The sequence below is a fragment of the Pseudomonas quasicaspiana genome, assembly GCF_021147825.1.
GTDB classification, from domain to species: Bacteria; Pseudomonadota; Gammaproteobacteria; order Pseudomonadales; family Pseudomonadaceae; genus Aquipseudomonas; species Aquipseudomonas quasicaspiana.
On the sequence record NZ_JAGTPI010000027.1, the window covers coordinates 53,944 to 74,128 of the forward strand.

Annotated in this window: 17 protein-coding genes, 1 tRNA gene and 2 pseudogenes; 12 read left to right on the forward strand and 8 right to left on the reverse strand. The window is 55.4% G+C overall.

Annotated features, from left to right (window positions below; translation table 11 throughout):
• Positions 1 to 39: 39 nt before the first annotated feature.
• Positions 40 to 828, reverse strand: a complete 789-nt coding sequence (locus KDX30_RS16645; RefSeq protein ID WP_231676953.1) for a transporter substrate-binding domain-containing protein — start codon at positions 826 to 828, stop codon at positions 40 to 42.
• Positions 829 to 1,419: 591 nt separating this feature from the next.
• Here KDX30_RS16645 and KDX30_RS16650 point away from each other — a divergent pair.
• Positions 1,420 to 2,034 (forward strand): YitT family protein, encoded by a 615-nt coding sequence (locus KDX30_RS16650; protein ID WP_027901016.1) that lies wholly within the window; start codon positions 1,420 to 1,422, stop codon positions 2,032 to 2,034.
• A 119-nt stretch (positions 2,035 to 2,153) separates the two neighbouring features.
• Here KDX30_RS16650 and KDX30_RS16655 read toward each other — a convergent pair whose 3' ends face one another.
• Both KDX30_RS16655 and KDX30_RS16660 read right to left on the reverse strand, forming a co-directional pair.
• Positions 2,154 to 2,384 carry a hypothetical protein gene (locus KDX30_RS16655; RefSeq protein ID WP_231676954.1) on the reverse strand — a complete coding sequence of 77 codons (231 nt, stop codon included), beginning with the start codon at positions 2,382 to 2,384 and terminating at the stop codon, positions 2,154 to 2,156.
• A 49-nt stretch (positions 2,385 to 2,433) separates the two neighbouring features.
• Entirely contained in the window at positions 2,434 to 3,318 is an 885-nt protein-coding gene (locus tag KDX30_RS16660; protein ID WP_099267598.1) for a manganese catalase family protein, read from the reverse strand.
• A gap of 834 nt (positions 3,319 to 4,152) precedes the next feature.
• Between KDX30_RS16660 and KDX30_RS16665 the strand changes: the two genes are divergently transcribed.
• The 3 genes and pseudogenes from KDX30_RS16665 to KDX30_RS29830 all read left to right on the forward strand — a co-directional run.
• Positions 4,153 to 4,677, forward strand: a complete 525-nt coding sequence (locus tag KDX30_RS16665) for a BRO-N domain-containing protein (RefSeq protein WP_231676955.1) — start codon at positions 4,153 to 4,155, stop codon at positions 4,675 to 4,677.
• Between the two features lie 380 nt (positions 4,678 to 5,057).
• Positions 5,058 to 5,744, forward strand: a pseudogene (locus KDX30_RS29825) (PAS domain-containing protein); the annotation flags it as partial.
• Between the two features lie 105 nt (positions 5,745 to 5,849).
• Positions 5,850 to 6,284 (forward strand): annotated as a pseudogene (locus tag KDX30_RS29830) (methyl-accepting chemotaxis protein); the annotation flags it as partial.
• A 981-nt stretch (positions 6,285 to 7,265) separates the two neighbouring features.
• Here the strand turns inward: KDX30_RS29830 and KDX30_RS16680 are convergent.
• Positions 7,266 to 8,225: a DUF1828 domain-containing protein gene (locus KDX30_RS16680; RefSeq protein WP_231676956.1), complete on the reverse strand. Its 960-nt coding sequence runs from the start codon at positions 8,223 to 8,225 to the stop codon at positions 7,266 to 7,268.
• Between the two features lie 597 nt (positions 8,226 to 8,822).
• On the opposite strand from KDX30_RS16680, the gene KDX30_RS16685 reads away from it, so the two are divergent.
• Entirely contained in the window at positions 8,823 to 10,310 is a 1,488-nt protein-coding gene (locus KDX30_RS16685; RefSeq protein ID WP_231676962.1) for a SulP family inorganic anion transporter, read from the forward strand.
• 270 nt (positions 10,311 to 10,580) lie between these two features.
• A complete protein-coding gene (locus tag KDX30_RS16690) occupies positions 10,581 to 11,525 on the forward strand; it encodes a T6SS immunity protein Tli4 family protein (RefSeq protein ID WP_231676957.1) in 945 nt (314 codons plus the stop codon).
• 94 nt (positions 11,526 to 11,619) lie between these two features.
• Here the strand turns inward: KDX30_RS16690 and KDX30_RS16695 are convergent, their stop codons facing one another.
• The 3 genes from KDX30_RS16695 to KDX30_RS16705 form a co-directional block, all read right to left on the reverse strand.
• Positions 11,620 to 11,898 carry a hypothetical protein gene (locus KDX30_RS16695; protein WP_099267602.1) on the reverse strand — a complete coding sequence of 93 codons (279 nt, stop codon included), beginning with the start codon at positions 11,896 to 11,898 and terminating at the stop codon, positions 11,620 to 11,622.
• Between the two features lie 12 nt (positions 11,899 to 11,910).
• Positions 11,911 to 12,306: a hypothetical protein gene (locus KDX30_RS16700; protein ID WP_231676958.1), complete on the reverse strand. Its 396-nt coding sequence runs from the start codon at positions 12,304 to 12,306 to the stop codon at positions 11,911 to 11,913.
• Between the two features lie 179 nt (positions 12,307 to 12,485).
• Positions 12,486 to 12,570 (reverse strand) — tRNA-Leu (locus KDX30_RS16705).
• Between the two features lie 108 nt (positions 12,571 to 12,678).
• Here KDX30_RS16705 and queA point away from each other — a divergent pair.
• The 6 genes from queA (at position 12,679) to KDX30_RS16735 (ending at position 18,821) form a co-directional block, all read left to right on the forward strand.
• Positions 12,679 to 13,743 (forward strand): tRNA preQ1(34) S-adenosylmethionine ribosyltransferase-isomerase QueA, encoded by a 1,065-nt coding sequence (queA, locus tag KDX30_RS16710; RefSeq protein WP_231676959.1) that lies wholly within the window; start codon positions 12,679 to 12,681, stop codon positions 13,741 to 13,743.
• 14 nt (positions 13,744 to 13,757) lie between these two features.
• On the forward strand, positions 13,758 to 14,873 hold the full coding sequence (tgt, locus tag KDX30_RS16715) for a tRNA guanosine(34) transglycosylase Tgt (RefSeq protein ID WP_095094477.1): 1,116 nt from the start codon (positions 13,758 to 13,760) through the stop codon (positions 14,871 to 14,873).
• Positions 14,874 to 14,924: 51 nt separating this feature from the next.
• Positions 14,925 to 15,260 carry a preprotein translocase subunit YajC gene (gene yajC, locus KDX30_RS16720; protein WP_099267605.1) on the forward strand — a complete coding sequence of 112 codons (336 nt, stop codon included), beginning with the start codon at positions 14,925 to 14,927 and terminating at the stop codon, positions 15,258 to 15,260.
• A 63-nt stretch (positions 15,261 to 15,323) separates the two neighbouring features.
• Positions 15,324 to 17,192 carry a protein translocase subunit SecD gene (secD, locus tag KDX30_RS16725; protein WP_231672846.1) on the forward strand — a complete coding sequence of 623 codons (1,869 nt, stop codon included), beginning with the start codon at positions 15,324 to 15,326 and terminating at the stop codon, positions 17,190 to 17,192.
• Between the two features lie 9 nt (positions 17,193 to 17,201).
• On the forward strand, positions 17,202 to 18,113 hold the full coding sequence (gene secF / locus KDX30_RS16730; protein ID WP_122707890.1) for a protein translocase subunit SecF: 912 nt from the start codon (positions 17,202 to 17,204) through the stop codon (positions 18,111 to 18,113).
• Between the two features lie 165 nt (positions 18,114 to 18,278).
• Positions 18,279 to 18,821 carry a glycine zipper 2TM domain-containing protein gene (locus KDX30_RS16735; protein ID WP_027899883.1) on the forward strand — a complete coding sequence of 181 codons (543 nt, stop codon included), beginning with the start codon at positions 18,279 to 18,281 and terminating at the stop codon, positions 18,819 to 18,821.
• Between the two features lie 119 nt (positions 18,822 to 18,940).
• On the opposite strand, the gene suhB is transcribed toward KDX30_RS16735, so the two are convergent.
• Positions 18,941 to 19,756, reverse strand: a complete 816-nt coding sequence (gene suhB / locus KDX30_RS16740) for a type III secretion system regulator SuhB (protein ID WP_027899882.1) — start codon at positions 19,754 to 19,756, stop codon at positions 18,941 to 18,943.
• Between the last annotated feature and the right edge of the window lie 429 nt (positions 19,757 to 20,185).

The window sequence follows — 20,185 nt, forward strand, 5'->3', positions numbered from 1 at the left end:
ATCGCAGCCATCGGCAGCTCCTACAGATGAACGCTCTTCTTACTGCCCCGGCACCGCCAGCCAATGACTGACCACGGTCTGATACGTCCCGGTTGCCTTGCTCAGGTGCAGCCATTGATCGACATAGGCCTTCCAGGTGGTGTCGTCCCGTGGCAGCAGATAGGCCTTCTCGCCGTATTGCATGTAGCGCGTCGGGTTGATCGCACACAGCCCGGGCATGCGCTTCTGCTGATACAGCGCCTCGGACGAGTCGGTAATCATCACGTCGGCTTTCTTATCCAGCAGTTGCTGAAAAATAGTCTTGTTGTCGTGGAAGGCCAGTTGCGCCGCAGGCAGGTGGGCGCGCACAAACGCTTCATTGGTGCCACCGGCTGGCTCGATCAGGCGTACCGAGGGTTTGTTGATCTGCTCGATGGTTTGATACAACGCCTGATCTTCACAGCGGGTCAGCGGGATCTTGCCGTCAACGTCCAGCGTGTTGCTGAAGAACGCCTTCTTCTGGCGTTCCAGCGTTACCGAGACGCCGCCCATGGTCACGTCGCATTTACCGGCCAGCATGTCCGGCATCAGGGTTTTCCAGGTCGTCGGCACCCACTGCACCTTCACGCCAAGGCTCTGCGCCAGCGAGCGGGCCATTTCGATATCGATGCCTTCATATTCGCCATCCTCGCGCAGGAAGGTGTAGGGCTTGTAATCCCCCGTGGTGCAGACAGCCAGCTCGCCGGACTGCAGAACCTTGTCCAGATGCGAGCCTGAATCGTCAGCCAGGGCGGTGCCGGATAAGCCGAACAGCAGGGTAGCGGTGATGCAAAGTTTCTTATTATTCATGGAGGGCAGAACTCGAAAAGTTAAGTGGTAAGGCGGCCGTAATCCTGCCTGACAATCACCGTCGCTGCCATTGTTGCGGGTTCGTTGTCTGCCCCTATTTCAATGTGTATTCATGCAAAAACACCTGACTGCACTGTTTTTCGTGGGGGCGAATTCATTCGCGAAGGCGTTTATCCGGCAAAAATATCTGCGTCTGACACACCGCCTTCGCGAATGAATTCGCTCCCACAGGGATGTGTTTTCACCGCGTAAATATCTGACTGCACTGTTTTTCGTGGGAGCGAATTCATTCGCGAAGGCGTTTATCCGGCAAAACATCTGCGTCTGACACACCGCCTTCGCGAATGAATTCGCACTCAAGGGATTTCCATTCATCCCGGCAACGGTGGGCTATTTGGCAAGCGTGTGAATATGCACCACGGCAGTGCGATCCGGCGCATAAACAGTGCATTTTCTGCTTTCTGGTGCGTGATACACGCATATCTATCTATTTAGCGCGCACATCGATCTTTTATTGGGTAATCTGTGCGCGCTTTGGTTGGCGCTTTTCTGCTGGCCAGCTATTCGTCCTTACACTTTCAAGAGTTCGTCATGACCCAGATCGCCGCCACTCAGACCGTCAAGCACTCCATGTTCGAAGACATATTTGCGATCGTCATTGGTACGTTGATGGTGTCCTTTGGAGTGATGATGCTGCGTCAGGTGGGTGGTGTGACGGGCAGCAGCGCCGGGATCGCGTTCCTGATCAGCTATGCGACCCACTTGTCATTCGGGGTGGCATTCTTCCTGATCAACCTGCCGTTCTATTACCTGGCCATCCGCCGAATGGGTTGGGCGTTTACCATCAAAACCTTCTGCTCGGTCGCGCTGGTGTCGATATTCTCCGAGCTGCATGCGCGGTTCATCCATATCGACCAGTTGCAGCCGATCTACGCAGCGCTGTTCGGCAATATCATGATGGGCTTGGGGTTCATCGTTCTCTTCCGGCACAAGGCAAGCCTGGGCGGTATCAATATTCTTGCGCTGTATCTGCAGGATCGCATCGGTCTGCGGGCAGGCAAGTTGCAGATGGTTGTAGACGTACTCGTGGTGCTGGGTTCGCTCTACCTCGTCAGCCTGCCGATACTGTTGGCATCCATCGCCGGTGCTATCGTGCTGAACCTGATCATCGCCGTGAACCATCGGCCGAATCGTTATACCGCCTGATGCCTTCCAGATAGTGCAGAAAAAACAAGAGCAAGCCCCCGCTGAGGAGCCTGCTCTTTTTTTGCGGTGCTTCACTGGTTGTTACTCTGGGGGTGTTTACTCTGGGGTAGCTACTCTGGCTATTTATCCGCCCGATAACTGATTGCCGCATAACCACTGGTTGAATGCGACTGAAGTTCTCGGGTCAGTTGCCCAAGCGTTCGCAGACTCTTCAAGGTCTGGTTCACCTGAAAGCCACGTTTGAGAATAACGGCCTGCTGATCAAAACGTTTTAGCGTTGAGTCAAATACAGCGGGTGCAGTCTCAAGTGTCTCCAGATCCTGTCGGGGCGAATGTCCAGTTAAAGCCATGGTTACCTCCTTATCAGTTCGGGGTTTGGGCCAGCGATTGTTCAAACGATCAAGCGTCTTTGCCTTGCACGAAACCTGAGCCCAGATCAGCCGCAGTGATCGGGTTGGCCTCCGGATCGGACATGGTTCGGGTTTTCATATTCAGCAGTACGTCTTCATCTTCATCTGACAACACGACAGACGCACTGCCGTCGCCACCATCCACCGCAGGCTCTGGCGATTCGACGTATTCCCACTCTTCACCCTCGTTCCATGGACCGCGCACATCAGGGCCGCCAGTAGACAAGTTGAAGTACACGTTGGTGAACTCTGGCATGCCGGGTAACTTGCCTTGCGGGAAGTTAGGCTGGATGGAGTGCAGTGCTTTTTCGAACGACTTCTGGTGAGCAATTTCCCGGGTCATCAGGAAGCCCAAGGCTTCTTTGACACCTGGATCGTCAGTCACATTCATCAGGCGTTCATAGACAATCTTGGCCCGTGCTTCGGCAGCAATGTTGGAGCGGAAGTCCGCCGTTGGTTCGCCGATGGTGTCGACATAAGCGGCAGTCCATGGCACGCCGGCCGAGTTGGTCAGTGGCGCACCGCCGCCGTACAGCAGGCTGGTGATGTGCGAATCGTTACCGGCACCGTTGATAGCGCGATACAGTTCGCCTTCTTCCTGTACGCCTTCAGCCAGTTGGCCTTTGCCGCCACGGTTAAGCATGCAGATGATCGAGCCAATGATTTCCAGGTGGCTCAGCTCTTCAGTGGCGATGTCCATCAGCAAGTCTTTACGGCCTGGATCTTCTTCGGCCAGGGCTTGAGTGAAGTAGCGCGCTGCTGCCGCCAGTTCACCTTGAGCTCCACCAAATTGCTCAAGCAGAAGATTCGCCAAACCTGGGTTTGGTCTTGCCACGCGCACGGTGTATTGCAAACGTCGGTTATGTAAAAACATGGAGTTATTCCTCAACTTTATCTTGGCCAAAACGGCTGTGTGGTCATCTTTGTGGCCACAGGAAAGAGAGCAATTGAAAAGAAGTACCGTTCCAGAAAGTTGACCAGCGGTATTAAAAATTTAGAACTTGCAAGTTGATAGAGTCGACTGAGTGTTTATTGTCGTATAAATGCACTGTTTTGGGTGGGCGGTCTTTGACTGGTAGCTATTGGCTATACAGAAAATGCCCTGGTGTCCTGACTGTCGTGCAGCAAATGTTCGACCTGTAGGCGCTCACCGAGGTTACGAGGCCAGCGATGGCGGTTTGTCTGACACTCCGCCATCGCTGGCCTCGTAACCTCGGTGAACTCCTACAGGCAGCGGTTCAGTTCAGGAAATTGCATTCTGTTGGGGGAGGGCTGTCGAGGCTGAGAATCGATATAGGGTTCGAAACTATTTTCTGAAACCTACGGCGTGCCAACCTATTGAGCGGTTATATCGCGGAAACTTCTTACGCGCTTTGAAGTGCTGTCTTATTGCTATATTTTTCTTTTAAAGTCTTACATTGTAAGCACTTGCGGCATAAGAAACATGCGGCTAGTCTCCGCTCCGTTGCTCAAAACAAGCGACCGGATTTAGCGATCCGAACCTCAATAAAACATATCTCCTGCGGAGTTTTCAGGTGTTCATCTACGCTTGAAACATACGTTATGGCGGTTGTGCGTCGGAGACCTTCGGGTCTGCCGGTGCGTTTATGTTTTGTTGAGGCCGGTTCGCTAACCCTCGCACAACTGCCACCCTTATTCCGCTCAGCGGGTTAAGGATGGCAAGCCATGACCGAACGGAGTTAAACGGATGCAAGCGCTTCAACCCCAGCCAACTCGTCCAGCCGATTGTTTCGAACCCCTGCTGTTCCTCCGCCACCAACGCATGCTGCGGGCCCTGATGCTCGAAGAGCAGGGCTGGTTCTGTTTACAGGATCTGGCACGCCTGATGGGCAAAGCACTGGATCAACGCTCCATCTACAAACTCGACCCGGACCAGTACCGTACTGCGTGGCTGCTGGCCAGCGCTCAATGGAGCAAACAGACACTGATCAGCGAGTCCGGCGCCTACGCCATGCTGGTTCACCACTACGTCCCGGAAAACCGCGCCTTGCGCCGCTGGCTGACCCACGAAGTCATGCCCGTCCTGCGTGAAGCGCCGCAAACCCGGCAACCCAGCTTCAGCGTGATGCAGTGGCCCGGCAAAAGTCTGTGCCTGCTGCAGTGGCAAAACGAACAGTGGATCAAATTGCGCGACATGCCGGACGTGTTGCCCGCACCCCAGGCATGGGAAAAGCCGTGGTGGCGCAAGGCGCTGGACATGACCCGCCAGTGACCAGCCGTAGTTCAAGCGCTTGATTAAAACCCGCCCCCGTAATCGTGATTAGCTATTTTCGGTGCGCGAAAAAAAACCAGACACTGGATCCAGTTTTCTTTTTTTATAATTTATTCAGGCATATACAGCCCGTTATCCGAAAACAACGTTTTTTCGCTGGAAACCTCGTTCCAGAGCCTCAAGTCTTCGCCGTTTCAGCCGCTATCAGTCGTATACATTTACGCGTAATCAATACCGATTGCTGCTTGCCTGCCTCTGATAAAAAACGTGTGCGGAGTTACTGCTTTATGATTTTCAATAAACGATTGAAGCAGGAGTTGTTAACGATAAGCGAAAAGCTTTCGTCCATGGAGCAGGTACGCGACAGTCTCGAAATCGAAATGCTGTCCATCAACCTTGATGAACGCGGCAAGATCGAGTCGGTCAACCGCAAATTCGAACAGGAAATGGGCTACACCAGCAGCGAGTTGGTCGGCCGCTCGCTGCTGGAAATGGTGCCCAAATACGCCCAGAGCACTGATCACTTTTCGCGCATGAGCAAAGCGATTCAGCAGGGCAAGCACTGGGCTGGGGCGCTGCAGATTTTCCGTGGTGATCAGAGAGAAGCCTGGTTGCGGGTGATTGTTCAGCCGGTGACCAACAGCAGTGGCAAGGTCACGCAGTTCTCCGTGTACGCCAGTGACCTGACGCGCACCATTGAGGCCTCCCGTGAGCACGAAAACCTGATCGAAGCGTTGCAGCGTTCCACGGCCGTTATTGAGTTCGATCTGAGCGGTACCGTGCTCACAGCCAACCAACGCTTTCTGGATTCCATGGGCTATTCGCTGTCGCAAGTAGTCGGCAAGCACCACAGTATTTTCTGCGAAGCGCAGGAAGCCAACTCCCCGCAGTACCAGGTATTTTGGGACAAACTGCGCCGTGGCGAATTCGTGGTCGATCGCTTCAAGCGTATCGACAGCCGTGGCCATTCTGTCTGGCTGGAGGCGTCCTACAATCCGGTGACAGATGCTCACCGTCGTCTCTACAAAGTTGTGAAATTCGCCACTGTCATCACCGAGCAAGTCGAGCGCGAAGAGGCCGTCTCCGAAGCTGCAAGAATTGCCTTCACGATTTCGAAACACACCGACGAAACTGCGCGTAAAGGCAGCGTCGTGGTCAAGGAAACCGTCGACGTCATGCGCGCCCTGGCTTCTCAAATGGAGCTGGCTGTAGAGGGCATCGGCGCACTCGACAAGCAATCGCAAATCATCGGCTCGATCATCACCGCGATCAGCAGCATTGCCGATCAAACCAACCTGCTGGCCCTCAACGCCGCCATCGAAGCCGCCCGCGCCGGTGAACAAGGCCGAGGCTTCGCCGTCGTCGCCGACGAAGTCCGCCAACTCGCCTCTCGAACCAGCAAAGCCACCGCCGAAATCGTCGACGTTGTGCAGAAAAACCAGGCACTCGCCGAGCAAGCGGTTGGCGTCATCGAGCACGGCAAAAAACAGGCTGAACAAGGCCTGGAGCTGTCAGGTCAGGCCGGTAAAGTCATCGTCGAAATTCAGGATGGCGCCCAACAGGTTGTGAACGCTGTGGGGCAGTTTGCGAATCAGGTATCGGGTTGATTGATCAGCCAGGCCCAGGTTAAACCGGGCCTGGTTTATTGGCTTCACGCCGCCTTGGCCTCGGCCCATTTACTGTTGCTCAGCATGAATACGGCACCTTCTTCCGGTGCCGCATTGGGGGCAAGTACCGCTCACAGGTTGGTATCATCTCAAGCTCATGCCGGACCGTTGGACCGACCGGGGGGGCGCTCCACTTCATTCGGGAAGGCAGTATTTTAGTCGATACAAAGGCTGCGGATGCACCGGCCTCTTCGCGAATGAATTCGCTCCTACCGGGATCAACGTTTGCAGGCCAACATAGAACCTCCCACAGAAAGTGTTTGGGGCTGATAACTCCTAAGACTGCTGCGCCTGACACCCCACTGTCGTTTGGTCGATTCGGAACTCTGTGGGAGCTGAGCTTGCTCGCGATGAATGCAACGCGGTCCAACTGATACACCGCGGCGTCTGCATCGTGGGCAAGTCTCCTGAAGGGACACAGTTGCGGTGCGAATCGTGATGTCAGGTAGATCGCCGCGACACTCCAGGTGCGCACGATAAGGCTCTCCACCCAGTCTGTGGTCAGCAATATCTACTACCGGCTTGTAATCAGAGCTGAGTTGACCATTCAGGCCAGGCACACATCAATCCTCAGGATCAACCTGACTCTCCGGCTTCCAGCTTGCCACCGGATCAGCCATCCCCTCAACCCGGAGGAATAGTACCCAGCACACCCACGCCGATTGCTACCAATAAAAAAATCGCCATGTAGATCGTTAGCTTGCCCATAAGGCCTCCCGATATTGGGTGAGGTAGCGAGTCCAGATGCACGCTGAAAACTGCGCTATCAGTGGCCGGTTCCCGGCTGCTGAGGCCTTGATTATCGGGGGGAGGGTATTTTCAATACAGATTCAGAAGGCGGAGAAAAATACGGATCAGATGGCGAGGCAGGTGAGCAGACGTTAGGGCTGTACGGTGAATAGATAGCGTTGAGCATGACTTCTAATGAGTACCGGGGCTGAAAAACTGCTCGAAGTCGGTGATGCGTATGGTTGGTGCCAGATCACCAAGGACCGCAATCTCCTCATCTGCCTTTGTTGGCTTGTCCCGGTCATCCACTATGAAAAGCATATCGACAGGGTCTTCAGCTTTGTTGACGAGTAGCGCTTTCCTCAACCGTGCATTGATGGCGTTGGCCGTAGGCGTGACTGAATCGACATAGGTAGACCCCCATAGAAAGTCAAAGTGAGTTCCAGTTCCGCCCACGTTAATAAGTACGTTTCGATCCAGGTGTCTTGTCGGATCTTTCGCCCGCAACATCAGTTCAACTTCTTGGGTTAGCGAGAAGTCTGTGTCGCCCTCCGAAAAGCGATCCTCCTCCCAGGTGGCGATAGAGGAGAAGAGGCGCAGTATTTTCGCACCCCAGATACTCAATTCAGACTCAATAAAAACAGTTTCGAAAGCGCCTGCGTCCGACAGTGAAAAGCCATGCCTGATTGCAATGTTTTCAAGGCTCCGCCAGTTGCGTTTATCCCCCAGTGGATAGCCAAGAGAACGCAGTGCAAACAAAGTGATGCCGTCGTCTGTGAATTCCAGATTTCCAGCTTCTGCGAACAGATAAAAGTCCAGTGACTTCCCGCCCCGTAACGTGAAGGGCGTACTTATGTAGGTAGCGATCCTGCTACCGGTCTCGATGGTCTGGCAGTGCCATCCGGATCTCTCAAAGAAGTCGTTGCAACTTATGTTATCCATCGTCACTCCCGAAAAGATCGTCTTTGAAGGGAGGGGATAGTATTTGAAATACAGATGAGGAATTGAGACTCGGCGCTCATCCAGCAGCATGCTCGTAGCTTGAAGCCATCCTGAATGTGTTGGCTTCGCCTGCCATTCGATTTCGTCAGAGAGGTATTTCGCCCTTCGACACCAATCACGACACGCGGCAAGCCAGTCTTCTTCAACCATTATCAATTCCAGCGGCTTGAGTCAGTAGCTTTTAGCGCTACTTTGGGTGAGGAAATGCTAATGAAAGTCAGGGAGGATTGCTGTCGGATTAATCTGTTAATGGCTTGCGATGTTTCGCCGTGGCAGGCAGGGAGTGGCGCATTCGTGATACTGCATGTCTCAAGTCGGGCTGGACTCAAGTGCAAGTGAATAGGTGCCCCATCCTGTGGACTTCATCTGGAAAAAAGTCCCTCCATTATTCCTGAATAACCTCCTGTTCTTCAGCGCTCGCGCTTATAAAGCCAACGGGCCTTATGCCTCGCGTCCGTCGGATGGACCAGCCCTCAAATTGAAAACCCCTCTCTTGATTCGCTATCATTCCGACGTCGCAATCCGACCACCAATGGAAAATACATTGCTCCATTCGAACTGGCTGCCTACGCCGCCTTAGCGTTTCGCCCCCCTCGCAATACCCTGACCGCCTTCTAGCTGCGGTCTCCTTCTGCTGCGTGTCTTTATTGGCCGTGGCAACACCACAACTCTACTGAAACAGACGCATCTGCCTTACACAGCGCCGTCCGCGCTTTGCGTAGTGGTGCGTTTGCCATGGGTAAGTCTATGTTTGAAAAAATCAAAGCCGCCTGGCTATGTAACGTGCGGGCAGATGTGCTCGCGGGTCTCGTTGTCGCATTGGCGCTCATTCCTGAGGCCATCGCTTTTTCCATCATTTCCGGCGTCGACCCCAAGGTGGGTCTCTACGCGTCGTTCTGTATCTGCACCGTGATCGCCTTCGTGGGCGGTCGTCCCGCCATGATTTCTGCTGCGACAGGCGCCATGGCTTTGCTCATGGTGAACCTGGTCAAGGATCACGGTCTTCAATACTTGCTGGCCGCCACCTTGCTATGCGGAGTCATCCAGATCCTCGCGGGTTATCTCAAGCTGGGGGAGTTGATGCGCTTCGTATCGCGCTCCGTGGTCACCGGGTTCGTCAACGCGCTGGCCATACTGATTTTCATGGCTCAGTTGCCTGAGCTGACTGACGTCACCTGGCCGGTGTATGCGATGACCGCCGGTGGTCTGGCGATTATCTATCTTTTCCCGCGCATACCTTTGGTTGGGCGGCTGTTACCGTCGCCCCTGGTGTGCATCATTGTGTTGACTGCGATGGCGGTCTATCTCGGTCTGGACGTGCGCACCGTTGGAGATATGGGGTCTCTGCCTGACAGCCTGCCCATCTTCATGTGGCCTGAGGTGCCGCTGAACTTCGATACGTTGCTGATCATCCTGCCTTACTCAGCCGCACTGGCCGTTGTCGGACTTCTGGAGTCCATGATGACGGCGACCATCGTCGACGACCTGACCGACACCACCAGCGACAAGAACCGCGAGTGCAAAGGGCAGGGCATTGCCAACGTCGCGACGGGACTTATCGGCGGCATGGCAGGCTGCGCGATGATTGGACAATCCATGATCAACGTGAAGTCGGGCGGCCGGACGCGTCTGTCGACACTGAGCGCTGGCGTGTTACTGCTGATCATGATGCTGTTTCTGGGCGACTGGCTGGCCCGTATTCCCATGGCTGCTCTGGTTGCTGTGATGATCATGGTATCGATCAGCACCTTCAGTTGGGCGTCCATCCGCAACCTCAAGCAATATCCGCTTTCGACCAATATCGTCATGGTCGTCACCGTCGTTGTGGTCGTCGCCACTCACAACCTGGCTTACGGCGTCATTGCCGGGACGCTCTTGGCCGCAATGTTCTTTGCCAACAAGATTGCCCGCTTTCTGGACGTCACTTCCCAGCGTGATCCGGAACATAGTCACCGCACTTACTACGTCACCGGACAAGTGTTCTTCGGCTCTGCAGATCGCTTCACCAACGCCTTCGACCTCAAGGAAGAACTTGAAACATTGACCATCGACTTGCGTGACGCGCATTTCTGGGACATCACAGCAGTGGCCGCTCTGGACAAAGTCGTGCTGAAACTGCGCAAGACTGGTGCCGTGGTTGATGTGATCGGCATGACTCGGGCGACGGCTACGTTGGTGGATCGCTTCGGTGTGCACGACAAGCCAGATGGGATTGATACGCTGATGGGGCATTAATGCCGCGAGACGGCTGCTTTGATCGGTTTCGAACTGCTGGAGGAACTGTCTCGTGCTCTCGCGCTTGGGTTCATAGGGTTCGCGAAAGCAAGCGCGAGCCTCTGTGTGATGGAAACCGATCAAACTTGCATGGCTACTCATGGAGGGATGTACAAGCTTGTCTGGCCGTCGAAAGGGTAGACTCCCACCGATACCTCCAAGCCATCCGCCAATATCAGAAAGTGACATGAGGGTGAAACATTGCACGCAGTGACCAGATTCTTATTATGCATGCTCGTGTCAGCAGGCTTTAATGCAACCAGCGTGCTGGCTAGCTCCTATGAAGACAGCAAAAGCGAAAGCCTCTTGAATACTCACTACTTTGGCAGATTTGAAATCGCACTGCCTCGCGGGTCGGAAATCTCTGCAGACTATAAAAACTTTGACGAAAAAATAGAGTGGGTCAGCAACGAGGGAGACTCCCGTATAAATCAAGCTGTGGACCAGAAAGTAGAAGACTTGAAAAAAGGCATAGCGGTCGGCACTTTCAGTGTTTACGAGAAAACGGTCCCTCTTGACAATGGAAGCGTATTGCTCGTTTCGCGATTTAACAAGTTTTATACCTTTAACGTATACCTGCTCACTGCCAAAAATACGCTTTACCACATGATGGCAGCAAACATATCTGAACAGGGCCTGGAGGGTGGCATCGAGAAAATGCGCCTGTTAAGTAATTCCATTTACTCCCGACCGCCACACCAGGCTCCTCCGCAGGGTGGTTTTGCAATAGAGGCGGGCTACACGACGCTTGGTAGCGAAAAGTTCTTGGAGTCTGTTTACATGGGCGCGCAAATTGCGGGACATCCAGGTACCTATATCAGCTTTCTCACAAAGGCAATTTTTACTCAGGAAGACAGCTTGATAGAGCGATTTGAAAAACGTCAGTACGACGTGTCGATAGGAGAGCTTGCTAATTCCGGCAGTATCAAGACCCTCAGGAAAAGGCCTCGCCTGGTAAACGGAATTCAGGCTGAGGAAGTTGCGGTTAGCGCCCGCGTAGATGGCAAACAGTTTTATGCTTTCCAGCTAGAGTACAAAGGCACAGTAGAGTCCAACACACGGCCTTATATTGCGCTTGAACTCGGTACGCACGAGAAAGGCAGCGATTTTAAATCCGATGAAGACGCGTTGAAATTCTGGGACGGGATTGTCAATAGCCTGAAACCGCTGCCTTGATCGGTGGTTCAAGTAACCGTGTGAGTCGTGACGCTTGGTGTTACGACTTGCACGGTTTTGCTTTGGCGCTCCCAATCACAGCGAGACTCAAGCGTCAGCGAATCTGCGCACCAACTTTGCTGATTTCATCCGCCGAAAGGTCTCGCCAATCCCGTGGAGATATCCCGTACTCCGCGCTCGCAGCTTCAAGCACTTCTTCAAGTGAATGATAGAGATGGTCGCCGTCAACGATGTTTGGGTAATCGTTATAGCGAATAACCAGATAAAAAACCTCATCCTCCGTGGTCACCAGACCGAACGCCACCAGCGCTGCGACGCCTGAATCATCCGGCTGCTTTAGTGCTGCGAACAGGTAGCTCGGTTGTGAAGCCATGGTGTTGCTCCTCTAGCGGTTTGCGGGATGAGCGGCCTGGTTATCCTTGACCTCTTCCAGGCGACCGCCGCAGTCAATAAACGACTCCTCGTAATTCTGCCGACAGATCTTGCTTTGCGCCGCCCCAGGGTCGACCGGCTCCGAGCCGCAGGGGTTTGAAATTTGCGGGGTCGCTGGGGTCTGCTGCATGCAGGCTCGGTAGCCTACCATTCGCCCCTCGTAAATTGCCCGCTGGCCTTGAGCGCTTTGCTCTGCCCGTTTCTCACAGGCCTGAACTCTTGCATCTAGTTGAGCCACGCAGCGCTGACCCTGCTCGGTTTCCGGTTTGATATAGCGGTATTGCGTGCAGGCGGCGAGGTTGATCAAGGCAACGGCGGCGAGGGAGATAAAAGTGAGGCGGCCAGTCATGGATTTCATATCCTTCGGGTAAAAGATGGCCGTTCGACCGGGGAAATGGGATCGGGTTCTAAATCGTCGGGCGTTTGCCTAGTGAGGTGGGCTGGTCAATAATCAGGCACAAAAAAACCGGCGCATTGACCGGTTTCTTTGTATTCAAGCTGCATTGAGCGGCAGCTTGAAGTGTGTCGTGGTGCCCCGAGGGAGAATCGAACTCCCACTTCTTTCGAAAACGGATTTTGAATCCGCCGCGTCTACCAATTCCGCCATCAGGGCTCAATGGCGGCGAAGTCTACAGACGGTATTACCGTTGGTCAATCACCTTTCATGGTCAATTTTGTCTCTTTCCGCTAAACTTCGCGGCCCTGCTAGACGAACTCGATCATGCGCGTTGCTGACTTTACTTTCGAACTCCCTGATTCCCTGATCGCTCGCCACCCTTTGGCCGAGCGCCGCAGCAGTCGTTTGTTGACCCTGGACGGGGTGACGGGCGCGCTGGGGCACGAGCATTTTTCCGATTTGCTGGAGCATCTACGCCCCGGTGACTTGATGGTGTTCAACAACACCCGAGTGATTCCGGCGCGTTTGTTCGGCCAGAAGGCGTCCGGCGGCAAGCTGGAGATTCTGGTGGAGCGGGTGCTGGACACCCACAGCGTGCTGGCCCACGTGCGGTCGAGCAAGTCGCCCAAGCCGGGGTCGATGATTGTTATCGATGGCGGCGGCGAAGCCGAGATGGTCGTGCGTCACGACACGTTGTTCGAGCTGCGCTTTACCGAGCCGGTCTTGCCGTTGCTGGAACGCGTCGGGCATATGCCGCTGCCTCCTTATATAGACAGGCCCGATGACAGCGCCGACCGCGAGCGTTATCAGACCGTCTATGCCCAGCGTGCCGGTGCGGTCGCTGCGCCGACCGCGGGTCTGCATTTCGACCAGCCGCTGCTGGATGCCATGAAAGCCAAAGGCGTGGAGATGGCGTTTGTCACCCTGCACGTTGGCGCGGGTACGTTCCAGCCGGTGCGGGTCGAGAAGCTTGAAGACCATCACATGCACAGCGAATGGCTGGAAGTCGGCCAGGATGTGGTGGATGCCGTGGCGGCCTGTCGTGAGCGCGGCGGTAGGGTGATTGCGGTCGGTACGACCAGCGTGCGTTCACTGGAAAGTGCCGCGCGCGACGGTGTGTTGAAGCCGTTCAGCGGCGACACCGATATCTTTATTTTTCCGGGGCGTCCCTTCCATGTGGTCGATGCCCTGGTGACCAACTTTCACTTGCCGGAATCCACGCTGTTGATGCTGGTTTCGGCATTCGCCGGTTATCCCGAGACCATGGCTGCCTACGCGGCGGCAGTGGAAAACGGCTACCGCTTCTTTAGTTACGGTGATGCGATGTTCATCACCCGCAATCCCGCGCCGACCGCTCCCAAGGCATCGGGCCCAGAGGATCACGCATGAGCCGCACCAGTCGTATGTCTTTCGAGTTGTTGGCCACTGACGGCAAGGCGCGTCGTGGTCGATTGACCTTCCCGCGTGGCGTGGTGGAAACCCCGGCGTTTATGCCGGTGGGCACTTACGGTACGGTCAAGGGCATGCTGCCGCGTGATATCGAAGCCACCGGCGCGCAGATCATTCTGGGCAACACCTTTCACTTGTGGCTGCGTCCGGGCACCGAGGTCATCAAGGCCCACGGCGACCTGCACGATTTCATGCAGTGGAAGGGCCCGATTCTGACCGACTCTGGTGGTTTTCAGGTGTTCAGCCTGGGCGCCATGCGCAAGATCAAGGAGGAGGGCGTGACCTTCGCCTCGCCTGTTGATGGCGCGAAGGTGTTCATGGGCCCGGAAGAGTCGATGCAGGTTCAGCGTGATCTGGGCTCGGACATCGTGATGATCTTCGACGAATGCACGCCTTACCCTGCTGACGAAGATGTCGCCCGTGTGTCCATGGAGCTGTCGCTGCGCTGGGCCAAGCGTTCGAAAGTCGCGCACGGTGAAAGCACTGCTGCGCTGTTCGGTATCGTTCAGGGCGGCATGCACGAAAGCCTGCGCAAACGCTCGCTGGAAGGCCTGGATCAGATCGGCTTTGATGGCCTGGCCATTGGCGGTCTGTCGGTGGGTGAACCCAAGCATGAAATGATCAAGGTGCTGGATTACCTGCCCGGCCTGATGCCCCCTGAAAAACCTCGTTACCTTATGGGGGTAGGCAAGCCTGAAGATCTGGTTGAGGGTGTGCGCCGCGGAATCGACATGTTCGATTGCGTGATGCCGACCCGCAATGCCCGCAACGGTCATTTGTTCATTGATACAGGTGTATTGAAGATCCGTAACGCGTTCCATCGTCATGATGATTCGCCGCTGGATCCGACCTGCGATTGCTACACCTGTCAGAACTTCTCGCGCGCTTATCTGCACCACCTGGACAAGTGCGGCGAAATGCTGGGAAGCATGCTTAATACGATCCACAATTTGCGGCATTACCAGCGCCTTATGGCTGGTTTGCGCGAGGCTATTCAACAAGGTACATTGGCCGCCTTTGTCGATGCCTTCTATGCCAAGCGCGGGATTCCAACGCCGCCGATGGACTGAGTCAAAACAAGTTTTTCTGCTTTCTACTTAATTATGCAACTGGAGTGCTAAATGAGCTTTTTCATCTCTCCCGCTTTCGCGGATGCTGCTGCACCTGCTGCCGGCCCTATGGGTGGCGGTTTTGAATGGATCTTCCTGGTCGGCTTTCTGGTCATCTTCTATCTGATGATCTGGCGTCCACAGGCCAAGCGCGCCAAAGAGCAGAAGAATCTGCTGGGCAACTTGCAGAAGGGCGACGAAGTGGTTACTACCGGCGGTATCGCTGGCAAGATCACTAAAGTGAGTGACGGCTACGTGGTTATCGAAGTTTCCGACACTGTTGAGCTGAAAATGCAGAAGGGCGCTATTGCTGCCACGCTGCCAAAGGGCACCCTGAAAGCGATTTAAGATTCAGACTTTTACCAATCGACGGGGCGCGCAAGGCGCCCCGCGTTATAAGCGGGCGGCGTGATGCTGAACAAATACCCTCTGTGGAAATACGTACTGATCCTGGCGGTGCTGGTGATCGGTTTTATTTATTCCGCACCCAATCTCTACCCTGACGATCCAGCGATCCAGATCAGCGGCGCAAGCACTGCGTTGCAGGTGGGTCAGGCTGATCTGGAGCGTGCAAGCAAAGCGCTTGTTGATTCCGGAATCGCGGTCAAGGCCTCTTCCCTGGCCGAGAATGGCAAAGGCGGTTTGTTGCGTCTGACCAAGCAGGAAGACCAACTGCCGGCCAAGGATGTTGTGCGCAAGGTGTTGGGTGATGACTATGTCGTCGCACTTAACCTGGCACGTACCACTCCGACATGGTTGCGTAATCTTGGCGCAACCCCGATGAAGATGGGTCTGGACTTGTCCGGTGGTGTGCACTTCCTGTTGGAAGTTGACATGGACAAGGCGCTGGATGCGCGTCTGAAAGTTTATGAAGGCGAAGTCAAAAGCCTGTTGCGCAAGGAAAAGGTGCGTTATCGCAGCCTGCCGCAACTGGGTGGCGCTATTCAACTGGGGTTCAGCGATGACGCTGCCCGTGAAGAAGCCCGCGTACTGGTTCGCAAGAATTACACCGATTTCGAGATCACTCCGGCTGAACTGAACGGGATTCCTGTTCTGCGCCTGGCGATGACTCCGGCGAAAATCAACGAAATCCGCGATTACTCCATCAAGCAGAACCTGACCACGGTGCGTAACCGGGTCAACGAGCTGGGTGTTGCCGAGCCTCTGGTTCAGCGTCAGGGTGCCAACCGCATCGTGGTTGAGTTGCCGGGCGTGCAGGACACCGCTGAAGCCAAGCGTATTCTGGGCAAGACGGCCAACCTTGAGTTCCGTCTGGGCGCAGGTCCGGATGACTCCAAAGCCACTACCGAAATGTTCGAGTTCCGCGAAGGCGGTCGTCCGGCAGCTCCTGTGGAGCGTGGTCTGATCATCACCGGTGATCAGGTGACTGACGCCAAGGCCAGCTTTGACGAACATGGTCGTCCACAGGTGAACATCACGCTGGACGGTCACGGCGGTGATTTGATGAGTCGTGCAACCCGCAGCAATGTGGGCCGCAGCATGGCGGTGATCTTCATCGAGCAGAAGCCAACCACTACTTACACCAAGCAGATGGTCGACGGCGTCGAGAAAGACGTGCCGGTTCAGACCTTCAAGGAAGAGAAGAAAATCATCAGCCTGGCGACCATTCAGTCGCCGCTGGGTGCTCAGTTCCGTATTACCGGTCTGAACGGTCAGGGTGAGTCTTCCGAGCTGGCGCTGTTGCTGCGTGCCGGTGGTCTGGCTGCGCCGATGTACTTCGCTGAAGAGCGCACCATCGGCCCGAGCCTGGGTGCTGACAACATCACCAAGGGTATCGATGCTTCCCTGTGGGGCATGCTGTTCGTGTCGCTGTTCATCATGGCCATCTATCGCTTCTTCGGCTTGATCGCAACAGTCGCTCTGGCGCTGAACATGGTCATGCTGCTGGCATTGATGTCGCTGCTGAGTGCGACGCTGACGCTGCCGGGTATTGCCGGTATCGTCTTGACGATGGGTATGGCGGTGGACGCCAACGTGCTGATCTTCTCGCGGATACGCGAGGAAATCGCCAATGGCATGACCGTCCAGCGTGCGATTCATGAAGGTTTCGACCGCGCCTATACCGCGATCCTCGACGCCAACCTGACGACGCTGCTGGTCGGCGGCATTCTCTTCGCAATGGGCACCGGCCCGGTGAAGGGTTTTGCGGTGACCATGTCGCTCGGGATCTTTACCTCGATGTTCACGGCCATCATGGTGACCCGCGCAATGGTCAACCTGATCTATGGCGGGCGTGACTTCAAGAAGTTGTGGATTTAAGGGGCTGCCATGTTACGTACCATTAACTTCATGGGCGTTCGCAATATTGCGTTCGCCGTTACGATGCTCCTTACTGCTCTGGCGTTGTTCAGCTGGTTCCATAAGGGCCTCAACTATGGTCTGGACTTTACCGGCGGTACGCTGATCGAGCTGACTTACGAGCGTCCTGCCGATCTGGGCAAGGTTCGTGAAGAGCTGGTCAGCTCCGGTTATCACGATGCTGTGGTGCAGAGCTTTGGCGCTACTACCGATCTGCTGGTGCGTATGCCCGGTGAAGATCCGCAGTTGGGTTCTCAGGTTGCCGATGCGCTGCGTAAAGCAGGTGGCGACAACCCGGCTACCGTTAAGCGTGTCGAGTTCGTAGGCCCGCAAGTGGGTGAAGAGCTGCGCGACCAGGGTGGTCTGGGCATGCTGCTGGCTCTGGGCGGTGTTCTGATCTACCTGGCTTTCCGCTTCCAGTGGAAGTTCGCGGTGGGTGCGATCATCTCCCTGATCCACGACGTTGTGGTGACCATGGGTATCCTGTCGTTCTTCCAGATCACTTTCGACCTGACGGTGCTGGCGGCGGTGCTGGCGATCATCGGTTACTCGCTGAACGACACCATCGTCGTATTCGACCGCGTGCGGGAAAACTTCCGTTTACTGCGCAAGGCGACGTTGATCGAGAACATCAACATCTCCACCACTCAGACGCTGCTGCGTACTGTCGCAACGTCGGTTTCGACCTTGCTGGCGATTGCTGCGTTGTGGGTGTTTGGCGGTGACAACCTCGAAGGTTTCTCCATCGCACTGTTCGTAGGCGTTGTGGCGGGTACTTACTCCTCCATCTACATCGCGAACGTGGTGCTGATCTGGCTGAACCTGACCACCGAGGACCTTATTCCTCCTGTGGTCGTCGATAAGGCTGACGATCTACCCTGATCGCAGTTCTCTCCGAGTGTGATGCCAAAAGGGCATGAGTATTGAACTCATGCCCTTTTTTATGCTCCAAGGCTTGGGTTCGTGGATTGCCGAGGCTCACGCTGGAACGGTAACGACCCCAAGCACTGCGTAGGAAACTACGTTTGAGATGGTCAGGAGGTTCACGTGAACAAATCGTTGCTTGTTGGTGCTGTGCTGGGCGCTGCCGTTGTTACGGCTGGCGGTGCTGTTGCCACCTACAGCCTCGTTAAAAGCGGCCCGGAATATGCGGATGTACTGGCAGTCGAGCCGGTTAAACAGCAAATAAAAACGCCGCGTGAAGTTTGCAAAGATGTAACCGTAACCAAGCGTGCTCCGGTCAAGGATGAGCACCAGATTGTGGGCAGTGTGATCGGCGCTGTTGCAGGCGGCTTGCTGGGTAACCAGGTAGGCGGCGGTAACGGCAAGAAGATCGCCACCGTAGCGGGCGCTGTTGGCGGCGGCTATGCCGGTAACAAGGTTCAGGAAGGTATGCAGAACCGCGACACTTACACCACCACCGAAACTCGCTGCAACACGGTCAATGACATCAGCGACAAGGTCGTGGGTTATGACGTGAAGTACAAGTTGAACGACAAGGTCGGTCAGGTGCGCATGGATCGTGATCCAGGCGGTCAGATTCCAGTCAACAAGGAAGGCCAGCTGATTCTGGGTCAAAACCAGCAATAAGTTTTGAGTCTGCGTTGATCAGAAAAAGCACCTTTGGGTGCTTTTTCTTTTTCTGTGTGGCGGAAAGTGGCAGGCATAAAAAAACCGGCGCTTGGCCGGTTTTTTTATGGGGCTGAATCTTAACGCTTCATCGTGGCCGGCAGGTGCGGTGCGATGGAGGTCAGAACAGCTTTGAAGCACTTGGTGTTACCGGCAACGATGTGGCCTTTCTCCAGGAAGTCGTGACCGCCTGTGAAGTCGCTGACCAGACCGCCTGCTTCCTGAATCAGCAGTGCGCCTGCAGCCATGTCCCACTCGGACAGGCCTGATTCCCAGAATGCGTCGAAGCGACCGGCAGCGACGTAGGCCAGGTCCAGGCTCGCAGCGCCTGCGCGGCGGATGCCAGCGGTCTGACCTACCAGGCTGCGGAACATGCCCAGGTAGTTTTCCAGGTTGTCCATCTGGTCGTCGCGGAACGGGAAGCCAGTGCCGAGCAGGGCGCCATCAAGGCTGGTGCGCGGGCTGACGCGCATACGGCGACCGTTGAGCTGTGCGCCGTTACCGGCGCTGGCGGTGAATTCTTCCTGGCGAACCGGGTCCAGAACCACTGCGTGAGCCAGACGGCCTTTATGTTTGCAGGCAATGCTGACGGCGAAGTGCGGGATGCCGCGAACGAAGTTGGTGGTGCCGTCCAGTGGGTCGATGATCCACAGGTAGTCAGCGCCTTCGCCGCTGCCTTCATGCATTCCGGTTTCTTCGCCAAGGATGCCGTGAGTCGGGTATGCCTTGCGCAGGGCGGTGATGATCAGTTGCTCGGCAGCGCGGTCGATTTCGCTGACGTAATCCTTCGCACCTTTTTCATCGACCTTGATGGTATCCAGGCGCTCGATGGAGCGGAAGATCAATTCGCTGGCGCTGCGGGCGGCGCGCAGCGCGATATTCAGCATGGGCTGCATGGACGTTTCACCTAGGTCGTTAAAGAAAGCCGAACATTGTATTGGCTGTGGCGGAACTTTTCCAGTGGTTAACTGGATGTGTTGAGTATGTCGCCAATGTCGTGGGACCGGCTTTAGCCGGGAGGAGGTCGCTACAGCCGACGCATTTGTATCGTCAGACGCTGGTTCCTGTGGGAGCAGAGCTTGCTCGCGATAAGGCTGGACGCAGTTCACTCCAGATTGCATCCAGCCATATCGCGGGCAAGCCCAGCTCCCACAGGATCTGCGCAATCCTGGATATTGGTGTGAAGATCGTGGGATCTGCTTTGGTCGGGGAGAGGTCGTTACAGGCGACGCATTTGTATCGTCAGACGCTGGTTCCTGTGGGAGCAGAGCTTGCTCGCGATAAGGCTGGACGCAGTTCACTCCAGATTGCATCCAGCCATATCG